The following is a 12063-nucleotide window of genomic DNA, read 5'->3' as shown; positions in this document are numbered from 1 at the left end:
TTGCACCATCCCGATGCTATCTGAACCGCTAACGCTTGACCTCCAGACTGTTCACCTGAGCGATGAGCAATTCTATCGGCTCTGCATGGCTAATCCCGAGCTGCGGGTTGAGCGGACGCCCCAAGGAAGGCTGCTACTAATGCCTCCGGTAGGCGGTGAGAGCGGCAATCGCGAACTAGAGCTGGGCGGCGAGCTCTATCTTTGGAATCGGCAGACTCAGCTGGGCAAGGTCTTTAGCTCTTCAACCGTTTTCAAGCTACCGGGCGGTGGCGACCGCTCCCCCGATGCGGCCTGGGTAGAGCTATCGCGCTGGCAGGCGCTTACGCCCGAGCAGCGGACAAAATTTCCACCAATTGCGCCAGATTTTGTGATTGAGCTACGGTCTCAGACCGACTCGCTGCCCATGCTCCAGGCGAAGCTGCGGGAATACCTGGACAGCGGCGTCAGGCTGGGCTGGCTGTTCAATCCGCAGGCTCAGCAGGTTGAAATCTATCGACCCGAGCGGCTGCTAGAGGTGCGATCTCTGCCCACAACCCTCTCTGGCGAGTCAGTCCTCCCCGGATTTACGCTCTCGGTTGAGCGCTTTGCAAGTTAACGAATTGGGGGCCGCGGTCTTAGTTGCAGCGTTAGAGCTATCAGCATCTGCCATAATTAACTAGAGCAATGGTTCGCAAAAACTCATGCTATCTGAACCGCTAACGCTTGACCTCCAGACTGTTCACCTGAGCGATGAGCAATTCTATCGGCTCTGCATGGCTAATCCCGAGCTGCGGGTTGAGCGGACGCCTCAGGGAGGGCTGTTACTGATGCCTCCGGTGGGCGGTGAAAGCGGCAATCGTGAACTGGAGCTAGGCGCAGACCTGGCCATTTGGAATCGCCAGACCCAGCTCGGCAAGGTTTTTAGCTCTTCGACGATCTTCAAGCTGCCGGGCGGTGGGGATCGCTCCCCCGATGCGGCCTGGGTAGAGCTGTCGCGCTGGCAGGCGCTCACCCCAGAGCAGCGGACCAAGTTTCCACCAATTGCGCCAGATTTTGTGATTGAGCTGCGGTCTCAGACCGACTCGCTGCCAATGCTCCAGGCGAAGCTGCAAGAATATCTGGACAGCGGCGTCAGGCTGGGCTGGCTATTCAACCCGCAGGCTCAGCAGGTCGAAATCTATCGACCCGAGCAGCCACCAGAGGTGCGATCTCTGCCCACAACCCTCTCTGGCGAGTCAGTCCTCCCCGGATTTACGCTTTCGGTTGAGCGCTTTATAGGCTGAACTTCTGCTGCGTACTCAACCGAAATTTTCTCCCCCCGGTAGGCATAGCAAGACGCTATTGACCTGTGATACGTTCCGGTTGAAGAGAGGAAACCCAATTCTATGTCCTACGAATTACCCCCCTTACCCTACGATTACTCGGCCTTAGAGCCTCATGTTTCTAAGAACACGCTGGAGTTTCATCATGATAAGCATCATGCTGCCTATGTTCGCAAATACAACGATGCAGTTCAGGGCACTGACCTAGATAGCAAGCCAATTGAAGAGGTGATCAAGGCGATCGCAGACGACTCTGAACAGAGCGGCCTGTTTAACAACGCTGCCCAGGCTTGGAACCACACCTTTTACTGGCATAGCATGAAACCCGACGCGGGCGGGCAGCCGACCGGCGAACTCGCGAAAAAAATCGAAGCTGACTTTGGCAGCTTCGAGAAATTTGTCGATGCCTTCAAATCTGCGGGCGCGACTCAGTTTGGCAGCGGCTGGGCCTGGCTGGTGCTCGATGGTAACACCCTGAAGGTGACCAAAACCCCTGATGCCGTCAATCCCCTCACCAGCGGTCAAACCCCGCTGATGACCATGGATGTATGGGAACATGCCTACTACCTAGACTACCAAAACCAGCGTCCCAGCTATATCGATGCTTTTTTAGAAGTAGTCAACTGGGATTTTGCCGCCCAAAATCTAGCGGCTGCCTGAGTCCGAAACGATAGCTTTGCTGGCTCTGTCTCACACTGGCAGAGCCATTCATCATTTGTTTTAATACCTGTCCATGGAAGAGTCTCAAACTGACTATCTTCAAATTGTTATATCTTTTACCTATAAAGGGTGGAAAATAACCCTTGATCAAGGCGAGTTAGATGGACAAATCATTTATTCTGCCTGGGCCGATAACGAGCAGTGCAGCGCCGTAGCGGTGCCCTATGCTCCATCGCGGAGAGTCGCTATTCAGCGGGCAAAACAGTGGATTGATCGGAGGCTAACTTCCACTGATTAAGGATTCCCAGCGGTTATTGAAGTTTCGACCGAGTCCGTCTCTGGCGTGAGGGAGCCCGCCGCGACGGCCAGTCGGGACAAGTCACGACGCTGCTGACGCTCTGCCCGCAGCTTAGGCCGCAGATACAGGTTTTCTAAAATTACCGCCCCGCCTGCCACCCAGGGCGGCACGATCAGCGCCCCAATAATGCCTAGAACCTGGGTTCCGCCTAGAACCGCCAGCAGCTGGTAGAGCGGATGGACGCCCACCGCAGAGCCCACCAGTAGCGGATCGAGTAGGTAGGTCTCCAGATTTTGAATGATGGCATAGAGGATGATCACCCACAGCACGATCCAGCCGCCCTGGGGAATCGCCACCGCTAGGGCGGGGATTGCACCCAGGATGGGACCCAAAAATGGGATCAGGTTGGTGACGCCCGCGATCGCGCCCAGACCAATGGCAAAATCCTTTAGCCCAATCAGGCTTAGACTCAGGCTGATAATTACGGCCAGCAGCGACGAAACTAGCAGCCGCCCCCGGATATAGCCGCCAATCCGCTGGCTCACCTCTCCCAGCTGCGGCTCCAGCCGCTCATCCCAGGGGTAGGGCAGCAGCCGAATCAAATTCTGAGTCAGTGTACGGCTATCGGCGAGCATATAGGTCGAGATAAAGAGCGCCAAAATCACGCTGAAGAAGCTGCCCACAATGTCCGTCGTGACGTTGAAAGAGCGCAGAACGAGCTGCTGACTGGAGCGAATTACCCAGCCGACCAGCGCCTGCACGTCTACCTGGTCAAACACCTGTCCGGTCAGCTCTGGCCGCGTGTCGTTGAGTGCCACCACCCAGACTTCTACCTGGGCAATGATTCCCCGTAGCGAAACCGGTACCTGCCGCACCAGTCGCTCAATCTGCTCAATAATCGTGGGGCCGATCAGCAGGCCCACGCCCACCAGCCCCCCCAGTAAAATCAGGTAGGCTAGCAGCGCCGACAGCCAGCGCGGTACCCGGTAGCGCTCGGCCCAGTCCACAGCAGGGGAAATCGAGCAGGCCAGCACCACTGAGATCATCACCAGCAGTAACAGGCTTCTCAGCTTCCACAGCAGAATAAATGCCGGGATCGCGACGAGGACGAGTAGAACGCTGCTGAAGGAGAGCGTTATTCGCTGTTCGGAAGTCATGGGAAGGAGAGGTGAAGGGTGAAGAGGAAAGCGTGAAGAGTAGGCGTGACGGAGTGGGGGTAAGTTTTGTGGGTTGAATTTGGCTTCCCTAGTTTAGCGATTTCGAAATTTTAGAGCGTATATCGGAAGTCTTCTACCAATAGGCCGGGGGTCCAGATGCCGCCGAGGGAGCGCTGGTCGTAGGTACCGACTTTGGGGATAAATTCCTGAACGTTGGTCAGTTCAATCAGGGTTTCGCCTAAATAGCGATAGAGGCTGTCATCGAAGCGGAGGTTTTCAATCGGGGCGACGATTTCGCCTGCCTCGACCCAAAAGCAGGCATAGCGGGTCATGCCGGTGACGCGACCACGGGGACGATCGCTCCAGTTGAGGTAGTGCAGGTTAGAGAGATAAAGGCCTGTATCGAGCTTCGGGAGAATATCTGCGAGCGCGAGCTGTCCCGGACTGACCTCAGGCGCTCGCAGTCCTTCTCGCAGCTCAGCTCCATTGGATGGCTTGCCATACTCCTTGGCGCTGCGAGCGCTGACCAGGCTATTCACCAGCTGGCCCGACTGAATAATCGGCAGCTGCACCGGGGCTACCTCCCCCAAACTGTTAAACCGGGGTACGCCGCCGCGCTCAAAATTTTCTTGCAATGAGAATTTTGGCGATAGGGGCATCTCACCTCGCTCTAGCAGTCCTAGAGCACTGCTGCCCTGCTGTAAATCCGCTTCGCCGACGCCACCTCGGGAAAACATTCCCATGAGATCGGCTACGGCGGTGGGTGAAAAATAGGTGCGATACTGGCCGCGCGGTATGGCTCGGACGGGCTTAGAGAGTAAGGTCAGCTGCTGCTTAGACGCGGTAATTTTTTGTAGATAGCCGACCTGATCCCAGCTGCGGCCCGCAACGGTGCCTTTGACTGCCTGCCCGCGATCGTCCAATAGCGAATAGTCCAGGGCAAACGAAGGTGTCTCAAACCAGTGGAACTGACCGGCAGAGTCAGCATAGGCGCGAAAGACCAGGCCGCCAGCGTAGAAGCCGTTAAAAGTCAGGTCGGCGACTGGCGGTAGGAGGGTGGGCGCGATCGCATCCCCTGCCAGCAAACTGCCCTGATCGACCTCGCGGCTCTGGGCATTGCCAGAGGGGTGAACAATATAGGGGTCGGCAGGCAGCTGGGGCAGCTCTGCCCTCAGGTCGAGCATTGCCCCGTGCAGGCTTTGCCAGTCTGCCGCCAGCTGGCCGGTAAAGGGCAAGCTGTAGGTGCTCGTTCGCCTATCGCAGATTAGGGCCAAGCGCAGGTTGCCATCGCTGACCGTACCCGTCTGGCGTACCTGAGCCTGGTTAAAGCGGGTAAACTGGCTGATCTCGCCCGCCAGGGTGAGGGTGAACTGTTCAGCGGGCTGCACGGTGTCTATAACTCGTTCGGCCAGCTGGCGAAAAACGTCCTCTCTCGACTGGGTCACGCTGCCCCTCCAAATACTTCAATATTTTCAAATACGCAGGTTGGGGCCGCATGGCCAACGCGGATCAGCTGGTTGGGTTCGCCCTTACCGCAGCAGGGGGTGCCGTAGGTTTCCCAGGTGGCGCGATCGCCCACCTGAGACAGGCTATGCCAAAACTGAGGGGTGGTGGCTCGGTAGTTGGGGTTCTTTACCGTCTGGGTCAGCTGCCCCTGCTCGATCAGCCGCCCATACTCGCAGCCAAACTGGAACTTATGCCGCTGGTCGTCAATCGACCAGGAGCGGTTTGCTTCCATATAAACGCCCCGCTCGATTGAGCTAATCATCTCTGCGAGGGATTTATCCCCCGGCTCTAGATTGATATTCGCCATCCGGTCAATCGTCGGCCGATTCCAGCTGCAAGCGCGAGCACAGGCGACGCCGGGAATCCCCAGCCGGGTCTGGCTTTCCAGGCTGCCCAGGCCGCGCTCTAGCCGTCCTTCCCGAATTAAATACTGTTTTTCTGCCGTCGCCCCGATGTCGTCATAGCGATAGCTGGCCAGTTCGCCGCTGGTGCTAGGGTCGAAGGTGATATTCATCAGCGGTGAGCCATAGGCCAGCTGGCCAAAATCTGTCGGTTTGACAAAGCTGCCGCCCGCATAGTTACGCTCGTCGCCCAAAATTCGGTCAAGTTCCAGGGGATGGCCAACGCTTTCGTGAATCTGGAGCATCATCTGGTCGGGAGCCAGCACCAACGTTGTCGCCGTCGTCGGGCAGTCCGGCGCGCTCAGCAGCTCCACCGCCTGCTCTCCCACCCGCCGCGCCCGCTCCCAAAGGGTCGGGTCGGGGAACAGCTCCCACCCGCCCTGATAGCTGCGGGCCAAAAGGCCATTGTCGCTGCGGGACTGGGTAACGCCGTCGGCCTGCGCGATCGCGTCAAAGCCGGTCTCAATAATCAAAAATTTCTGATAAATCTCCGACCCGTTACTGCTGACAAACCAGGACTCGACTTCGCTCGACCGAGCCACGGCCCGCGATCTCACAATCTGGTCAGAAACCCGCAGCGTCTGACAGAGGCGCACCAGCAGATCGTTAATCTCAGCGGCACCTAAAGCCGACAGCGGCTTCTCATGGGGGGAGCAATATTCGCCCACGACCGGCGGGCGAACAGCTTCGGTAAAGGGATACAGCCGCCAGGGGCTGGCCGCGATCGCCTGAGCGTGGGCCTGCGCGATCGCGGCCTGGAGCGCCTCAGGGGTTAGCTGATTGGTCGCACTATAGCCAAACTGCCCCTGGGCCAGCACCTCGACCATAGCCCCCTGGATCAGCTGTCGCTGGTTTTGCTCTGGCCGCCCGTCGCGAACCGACCGCCGCGTCCGGGTCTCTCGCAGTGCCCGAATGCCCACCCACTCCACCGTCAGCTGCACCTGCTGCAAGGCTGCCAAAAGACAATCAATCATTCAAAGCTTGTTAGAAAAACGGCATATGCCCGGTTAGGCGGTTGAGACGCTGAGGTCTGTAACCTTTCTTATCTTATTTAGCGCCCTAAAGAAGTGTCACCTGAACTAAAACTCTCAAAAATGGTTTTTAAGAAAAGTTCGCCAAAAATTTTGCATGAATAAATAAATTCGATATTTTACTTTGTTTTTAAAGTTATAGCTTCTAAAAGGTTATTTTAAAAAGAAAATGGTTCTAGATTCTTTGGATCTAAAAATTATTCAGGCTCTGAGCCAGCAGGGGCGGGCCACCTGGTCAGAGCTGGCCGAGCGGTTTGAGGTGTCCTCACCCGCGATCGCGGACCGCGTCCGCCGCCTAGAAAAGCGCGGCATCCTCCAGGGCTATACCATCCGGCTCGATGCCCCGCAGCTCGGCTATGACCTCACCGCCTTCATTTCCGTCAGCCTAGAGAAAACCGAGCACCGTCCAGCCTTCCTGGCCTATGTAGAAAGCACTGCCGAAATTCAAGAATGCCATCACGTCACCGGCAGCGGCGACTACCTGCTCAAAGTCCGCTGTCGCAACACGGCCCAGCTAGAGCAAATCATCAGTCACGGCCTTAAAGGCCAGGCCAGCGTCGGCCAAACCCACACCGCCATCGTCCTCTCCACCGCCAAAGAAACCCTCAATTTGCCCCTTACCCCCGACTGACCCTACCCGAAAACCTTGCCGTGTGGGCTTGGCAACCAAGCCCCTACCCATCTACCCCCTACCCATCCACTCCATCACCCCATCACCCGCTCCCCCCATGCTCCTCCAAGGCCTCCTCCTCGGCTTCGCGCTCGCCGCCCCCGTCGGCCCGATCGGCCTGCTCTGCATCCGCCGCACCCTCGACCGGGGTCGCCTGGTCGGTCTCGTCTCGGGTCTAGGGGCCGCTACGGCAGATGGCTTCTATGGCTTTGTCGCCGCCTTCGGCCTAACTTTTATTTCCCAGTTCCTGATCGATCAGTCTGGCTGGTTGCAGATTGGCGGCGGCCTTTTTCTCTGCTACTTGGGGATCACGACTGCCCTGGCTAAGCCTGCGACGACGGCGGCTGAGGCGCGGGGCCGGGGCATCGTCGGAGCCTACTTTTCGACCCTGGCATTGACGCTGACCAATCCTGCGACTATTCTCTCCTTTGTTGCTATTTTTGCGGGTTTTGGGATTGCGCAGGCCGAGCGGGGATACCTAGCTTCAGGGCTGCTCGTGATTGGCGTGACGCTGGGGTCGGCACTGTGGTGGCTGACGCTGAGCACCGGGGTTTCGCTGTTTCGCCAGCGACTGACGCTCCGCCGTTTGGTCTGGCTGAATCGGGCTTTTGGCCTGCTGATTTTTGGTTTTGGTATTGTCGCCCTCAGCCTGAGGGGATGAAGTAAGCTGTGGTTCTGGGACAAGCACCTAAAAAAAATAACCGCTGTTGGATAGCGGGTCTCGCCCTGGGGCTTTGCTTACTTTGGATGCTGGCCGGGGCCTGGGCTCAGCCTGCCTGGAGCCGGGACGAAGCTAGGCTGGTACTGGTGGCCGCAGCCAACCCCGCTACCGAACTCGAAGATTTACAGCGGCAGCAGGAAGCGGTTGATTCGCAGAAGCGAACCCTTTCTACCGAGCAGCAGCGGTTACAAAATATTGAAACGGCGGCTTCCGACCGGCTCAGGCAGCTGGAGAGCACGATCCAAGGTACGACCGCCTGGATTGACGACACGGCCTATCAAATTGCCCAGGCAGAGCGGCAGATTCAGCTGTTGGAGTCCGACCTGACTGCGGCGCAGCAGTCCTACGAGCAGGTGCGGCAGGCGACGGTGGGGCGGCTCCAGTTTATGCAGCGGCAGCAGCAGGGCCAGGGCTGGGCCGTACTGCTCCAGAGTAAAGATTTGAATGAGTTCCTAGACCGACGCTATCAGCTCAAGCAGGTTTACCAAGCCGACCAGGCTCTGCTCACAAAGCTGACCGAAAAGTCTGCCGAGCTCGTGCTTCAACAACAGGGGGTAGAGGCCCAAAAGAACGCGATCGCGCTGCTACGGCAGCAGCTTTTGGTGCAGCACCAGGATTACACCCAACAAGCCCAGCAGCAGACCGTCTTAATCAGTCGGCTTCAGGAAAATCGGGGGGCGCTTTCAGCGGCGATCAATCAGCTGGCGGCGGACTCCGAATATTTGACTGGGCTAATTCGCGAGCGGATTGCGGCTGCGGGCGGCCAGATTCGAGGTACGGGAATCATGATTTATCCTGTCGCAGGGCCGATTACGAGCAACTTTGGCAACCGCTTTCACCCTGTGCTGGGCTACAGCCGCTTTCATGCCGGGACGGACTTTGGCGCGAGCTATGGCAGCATCATTCGCGCCGCCGATGCGGGCACGGTGATTTTTGCTGGATGGTACGGCGGCTACGGCAATGCGGTGATTATTGACCATGGCAAAGGGCTGACGACGCTCTATGCCCACGCCAGCCGACTCGACGTCGGCGAGGGGCAGGACGTGGCTAAGGGCCAGGTGATTGCAGCGGTGGGCTCTACCGGCCTCTCGACCGGGCCGCATCTCCACTTTGAGGTGCGCAGCAATGGTGAGCCGATTAATCCGATGCAGTTTTTATGAGACGTTTCTGCGAACGCGCGCAGGCCGTACTAAGCGGTGGCTGCCTGGCGCTCACTCTAATTAGCCCAGGGCTAGGCGTCTCAATCGCCCAGGCGGACGAACCCAATCCCGCTGCACCGCTCCCCGGCTCAGAGCTAGACCTGCCGCCGGAGGTGATTGAAGCAAGTCCGGTGCTCCAGCGCTGGCTAGAGGAAGTGCCAGATGTAGGGGCCGAAATTCGCCAGGATCCTAGCTTTCACACCCGACTGCGGCTGGGCTACAGCCAGCTAAACGGGGTCGATGGATTTTACCTGGGGGTTGAAGATGTCTTCGCTGGGGAAACAGCCCTGACCGTCAGTGCAGACTATCGGCAAAACGGCGATCGCGAAGCCTACGGCGCTGACTTGCAATACTACCTGCTGCCCCTGGGCAACACTGTCAATCTGGCCCCCGTTGTCGGCTACCGCCATGTAGAACTCGATGACTTCAGCCAGGATGGGGTAAACCTGGGATTACAGGTGCGGATTGTGCCGTCCCGCACTGCCGGGGCCGACTTGACCCTAAGCCAGACCTGGGTTGCTCCCTTCAGCGACAGCCGGGTTAGCCTGACTGAGGTGGGGCTGGGCTATGCGGTAACGGGGAAGCTGCGGGTCTCCACCGACTTTCAGTGGCAGAGCAGCCCGCAGCAGCACGATCGCAGAGTCGGGATTGGCTTAGAGTGGATGCCCTGAAGCCAGGCTTCTACCAGCCCAGCTTGAGGCTATCGCGGGTGAGGAAATGCTCCAGGTGATAGGCCCGCTCTTCGGTTTGGAGTAGGATTTTTTCACCCAGGTAGCGGGTAGCGCGATCGCCCATACTTTCAGCCTGAGCCGACAGCCGCCGCAGTAGCCCAATCAGGGCCTGCTCGGCCTGCAAGTCGTGCTCGATCATCGGTCGGCAGCGATAGGCGTCGTCGGCCTCCTGATCAAAGCAGCAGAGCTCAGACAGCTTGCCAAAAGTCAGAGCGGGAACGCCGCCCAGCCCGTGCAGCCGCTCGCCAATATCATGAGCGTGCCCCTGAACTTCGGCATAGCTCTCGGCGAAGTACTCGTGCAGCATGTAATACTCAGAGCCTTCGACCACAAAGTGGTGCTTGAAGTATTGCAGATACAGCGCATTAAAACTGGCATAGGCGGCGCTCAGCCCTTCGCAGATCGGCTCGGTGACCGCTTTTTCAAGCAGGACAGGGTTATCGGCAATTTCGCCAAAGGGCTGGAGTAAAACTTGAGTCTCAGGCATTGAATTTTCCTCAGTTGGATAGTAAAGGTTCGGGGTTGGTACTCTAAAAGTTGAAATTCTCCTTGTGGGTTTAGACCCCGTTCCACTGATGACAGAATTAGTCGTTAATCATAACGCGCTCAGCCCTCCAGATGCATCTTTTAGTTCAATTGACGCTCCATAGGATCAACCGCGAGCAGTCTTTGCGGCGCAGCACGCGATAGAAGCCGAACCGAGCGGCTATAGGTGATGACTATATACTCAAGGTGCTTACCGCCTGCTTACCTTAGCCTGGCGGCAATTTTGATACCGTTTGTCAATAATAATCAAGATGTGCTTACCCTGATGCAAATAGTTCTATAAACCATCTCGGCGACCTTTCCCCGCTTTTTTCTGAGGTAACTCCTATTTATGTGGAGCTGACGTCACAAATCCTAACGGAGAACTCAATTCTTTCATCTACATCTTGTTCAAGTTCTAATGTAAACTTGATTGAAGTAGCAACCTTATCAGGAAGAGGTGTAAACGAAAGAACTCCTTGCGTCGATTCTTTGTCAGCTGATAAACCGAAAGCTCCGCCTACACTTTGATATTCGTTTCCTAAATTATCCACGGCATATCCCCAAAAAGTTGCGTAAGGAAGCATGGCGGAGATCTCTTCAGGTGAGGGAATCGGAGGGGTGCATTTGTATTCAATACGAATTGCGAATTCGTCAGTGTACAGTCGAATAAAGCGAAACTTATACGTAGATAGTACTTTTTCAAAGGTCTGATTAATAGGAGCAGAACTCTGGAAATTAGAGGGAATCAAAGAACGTACCTCACAAATTAGAGCTGATTTCTGGAAAGAAGCTAAAAGGCTTTTGGTAAAACTCATTCCTTTCTTGGCTCTAGGTGTATTACAACGAGGTCTGGGGCGAAAGCTGCCTAAACCTTTGCTGTGCATAGCTTTAAGTTTTGGGTTCGCCTATAACCTAAAACACAAACTGGGCAAGGCTCACAGCCATTATTTTAACTCATCTTCCTGGCACAGCTATTGAGCCATAGACATTATACCTATCTGTAGAATCTTTGTTCACAACTACCCACTTATTTAAAAACAACACTTACTTATGGAATGCGACATTCAACAGCTCTTATAACTGCTGCTCTTCGATTATCTGTCGAAGTAGCAAGCCATGTGAACAATATCCTATCTCCTCTTTGCACAGTGAAATTCCCAGAACTTCCGAGACGGTTGTAATTGCGAATACTGCCGTGAAACTGATAGTTAGATGTCTGAGTATGTGGAGCGTATGGCGGATTGATTTTATACCACCCGACTACCGCCTCAAGCATTGCAACAGTAACGTTTTGTCCCAGAATGAGTTGACTTCCGGGAGACAAAATAAAGGCAAAAGCTAAACGCCCTGTTGCATAATCATAAGTGAAATAAACGTTTCCCACTTCATGTGAAAACGTTCCATCGCATAGACCATTTGAAGCGTTAGCAATCAGCAGATTATCATCAGGTATGAATGCATGTGAATCTATTTCCTGAAGATTACTAGGGATTGATGTTTCACTAAAATTTTCGTTTAAAAGTCCGAGATTAACATTTGAACTGTCAGCTTTTGTTATCTCTAATTTTGCGTACCCTGGCTGCAGAAACAAAAGTGGCACGCATGAACATGCAGCAGAAACAAGCCAAAAAACTACATTTTTCTTCAAAGCTTATATGGCAAGTTGAGGCACAAATAATTCTAGTAGCAGTATCTTCATGACACAAGAGTTATCTAATTGACTAACAGAAATTGTATCCGTTCAGGGGGGCGACGAAAAATGGTGATTGCAGCCAGATTTATCCGCTAAGCTGAGGCTATGGCAGAAGAGGTCGAGATAGCAGGTAGCCGAATTCCGCAGCCAGATTGGGAGGCTACGCC

13 protein-coding genes are annotated in these 12063 nt (G+C 55.6%); 7 read left to right on the top strand and 6 right to left on the bottom strand.

Going from position 1 to position 12063, the window contains the following annotated elements; genetic code table 11:
• Positions 1–13 precede the first annotated feature (13 nt).
• From IQ241_RS11685 to IQ241_RS11675, 3 genes are all read left to right on the top strand, one after another.
• Positions 14–595 carry a Uma2 family endonuclease gene (locus IQ241_RS11685; RefSeq protein ID WP_193907267.1) on the top strand — a complete coding sequence of 194 codons (582 nt, stop codon included), beginning with the start codon at positions 14–16 and terminating at the stop codon, positions 593–595.
• An 85-nt stretch (positions 596–680) separates the two neighbouring features.
• The gene (locus tag IQ241_RS11680; protein ID WP_193907265.1) at positions 681–1262 is read left to right on the top strand and encodes a Uma2 family endonuclease; all 582 of its coding nucleotides are present in this window, start codon (positions 681–683) and stop codon (positions 1260–1262) included.
• Positions 1263–1364: 102 nt separating this feature from the next.
• Positions 1365–1961: a superoxide dismutase gene (locus IQ241_RS11675; RefSeq protein WP_193907263.1), complete on the top strand. Its 597-nt coding sequence runs from the start codon at positions 1365–1367 to the stop codon at positions 1959–1961.
• 294 nt (positions 1962–2255) lie between these two features.
• On the opposite strand, the gene IQ241_RS11670 is transcribed toward IQ241_RS11675, so the two are convergent.
• The 3 genes from IQ241_RS11670 to IQ241_RS11660 all read right to left on the bottom strand — a co-directional run bounded on the left by IQ241_RS11670 (position 2256) and on the right by IQ241_RS11660 (position 6297).
• A complete protein-coding gene (locus tag IQ241_RS11670; protein WP_193907262.1) occupies positions 2256–3416 on the bottom strand; it encodes an AI-2E family transporter in 1161 nt (386 codons plus the stop codon).
• Positions 3417–3526: 110 nt separating this feature from the next.
• Positions 3527–4861 (bottom strand): TldD/PmbA family protein, encoded by a 1335-nt coding sequence (locus IQ241_RS11665; protein ID WP_193907261.1) that lies wholly within the window; start codon positions 4859–4861, stop codon positions 3527–3529.
• A complete protein-coding gene (locus tag IQ241_RS11660; RefSeq protein WP_193907260.1) occupies positions 4858–6297 on the bottom strand; it encodes a TldD/PmbA family protein in 1440 nt (479 codons plus the stop codon). The genes IQ241_RS11665 and IQ241_RS11660 overlap by 4 nt, the downstream gene beginning before the upstream one ends.
• A 226-nt stretch (positions 6298–6523) precedes the next feature.
• On the opposite strand from IQ241_RS11660, the gene IQ241_RS11655 reads away from it, so the two are divergent.
• The 4 genes from IQ241_RS11655 (at position 6524) to IQ241_RS11640 (ending at position 9615) form a co-directional block, all read left to right on the top strand.
• The gene (locus tag IQ241_RS11655) at positions 6524–6985 is read left to right on the top strand and encodes an Lrp/AsnC family transcriptional regulator (protein ID WP_193907259.1); all 462 of its coding nucleotides are present in this window, start codon (positions 6524–6526) and stop codon (positions 6983–6985) included.
• Between the two features lie 97 nt (positions 6986–7082).
• The gene (locus IQ241_RS11650) at positions 7083–7685 is read left to right on the top strand and encodes a LysE/ArgO family amino acid transporter (RefSeq protein WP_193907258.1); all 603 of its coding nucleotides are present in this window, start codon (positions 7083–7085) and stop codon (positions 7683–7685) included.
• Between the two features lie 8 nt (positions 7686–7693).
• The gene (locus tag IQ241_RS11645; RefSeq protein WP_322743635.1) at positions 7694–8905 is read left to right on the top strand and encodes a murein hydrolase activator EnvC family protein; all 1212 of its coding nucleotides are present in this window, start codon (positions 7694–7696) and stop codon (positions 8903–8905) included.
• On the top strand, positions 8902–9615 hold the full coding sequence (locus IQ241_RS11640) for a hypothetical protein (RefSeq protein WP_193907257.1): 714 nt from the start codon (positions 8902–8904) through the stop codon (positions 9613–9615). Before IQ241_RS11645 ends, IQ241_RS11640 begins: the two co-directional genes overlap by 4 nt.
• A gap of 10 nt (positions 9616–9625) precedes the next feature.
• Here IQ241_RS11640 and IQ241_RS11635 read toward each other — a convergent pair whose 3' ends face one another.
• From IQ241_RS11635 to IQ241_RS11625, 3 genes are all read right to left on the bottom strand, one after another.
• Positions 9626–10162 (bottom strand): DNA starvation/stress protection protein DpsA, encoded by a 537-nt coding sequence (locus IQ241_RS11635; RefSeq protein ID WP_193907256.1) that lies wholly within the window; start codon positions 10160–10162, stop codon positions 9626–9628.
• Positions 10163–10550: 388 nt separating this feature from the next.
• Positions 10551–11018: a hypothetical protein gene (locus tag IQ241_RS11630; protein ID WP_228021617.1), complete on the bottom strand. Its 468-nt coding sequence runs from the start codon at positions 11016–11018 to the stop codon at positions 10551–10553.
• Positions 11019–11251: 233 nt separating this feature from the next.
• Positions 11252–11851: a hypothetical protein gene (locus IQ241_RS11625; RefSeq protein WP_193907252.1), complete on the bottom strand. Its 600-nt coding sequence runs from the start codon at positions 11849–11851 to the stop codon at positions 11252–11254.
• Positions 11852–12063: the final 212 nt, after the last annotated feature.

This window comes from Vasconcelosia minhoensis LEGE 07310 (assembly GCF_015207255.1).
Classification (GTDB): domain Bacteria; phylum Cyanobacteriota; class Cyanobacteriia; order Phormidesmidales; family Phormidesmidaceae; genus Vasconcelosia; species Vasconcelosia minhoensis.
Note: the sequence above shows the minus strand (reverse complement) of the source record. Positions and strands in the feature narration are given on the sequence as shown.

What these genes read in the sequence shown, in the direction of transcription:
- IQ241_RS11655 (WP_193907259.1), top strand. Translation starts at nt 6,524, where the DNA reads ATGGTTCTAGATTCTTTGGATCTAAAAATTATTCAGGCTCTGAGCCAG.
- IQ241_RS11660 (WP_193907260.1), bottom strand. Translation starts at nt 6,297, where the DNA reads ATGATTGATTGTCTTTTGGCAGCCTTGCAGCAGGTGCAGCTGACGGTG.
- IQ241_RS11675 (WP_193907263.1), top strand. Translation starts at nt 1,365, where the DNA reads ATGTCCTACGAATTACCCCCCTTACCCTACGATTACTCGGCCTTAGAG.
- IQ241_RS11640 (WP_193907257.1), top strand. Translation starts at nt 8,902, where the DNA reads ATGAGACGTTTCTGCGAACGCGCGCAGGCCGTACTAAGCGGTGGCTGC.
- IQ241_RS11670 (WP_193907262.1), bottom strand. Translation starts at nt 3,416, where the DNA reads ATGACTTCCGAACAGCGAATAACGCTCTCCTTCAGCAGCGTTCTACTC.
- IQ241_RS11650 (WP_193907258.1), top strand. Translation starts at nt 7,083, where the DNA reads ATGCTCCTCCAAGGCCTCCTCCTCGGCTTCGCGCTCGCCGCCCCCGTC.
- IQ241_RS11635 (WP_193907256.1), bottom strand. Translation starts at nt 10,162, where the DNA reads ATGCCTGAGACTCAAGTTTTACTCCAGCCCTTTGGCGAAATTGCCGAT.
- IQ241_RS11685 (WP_193907267.1), top strand. Translation starts at nt 14, where the DNA reads ATGCTATCTGAACCGCTAACGCTTGACCTCCAGACTGTTCACCTGAGC.
- IQ241_RS11680 (WP_193907265.1), top strand. Translation starts at nt 681, where the DNA reads ATGCTATCTGAACCGCTAACGCTTGACCTCCAGACTGTTCACCTGAGC.
- IQ241_RS11630 (WP_228021617.1), bottom strand. Translation starts at nt 11,018, where the DNA reads ATGAGTTTTACCAAAAGCCTTTTAGCTTCTTTCCAGAAATCAGCTCTA.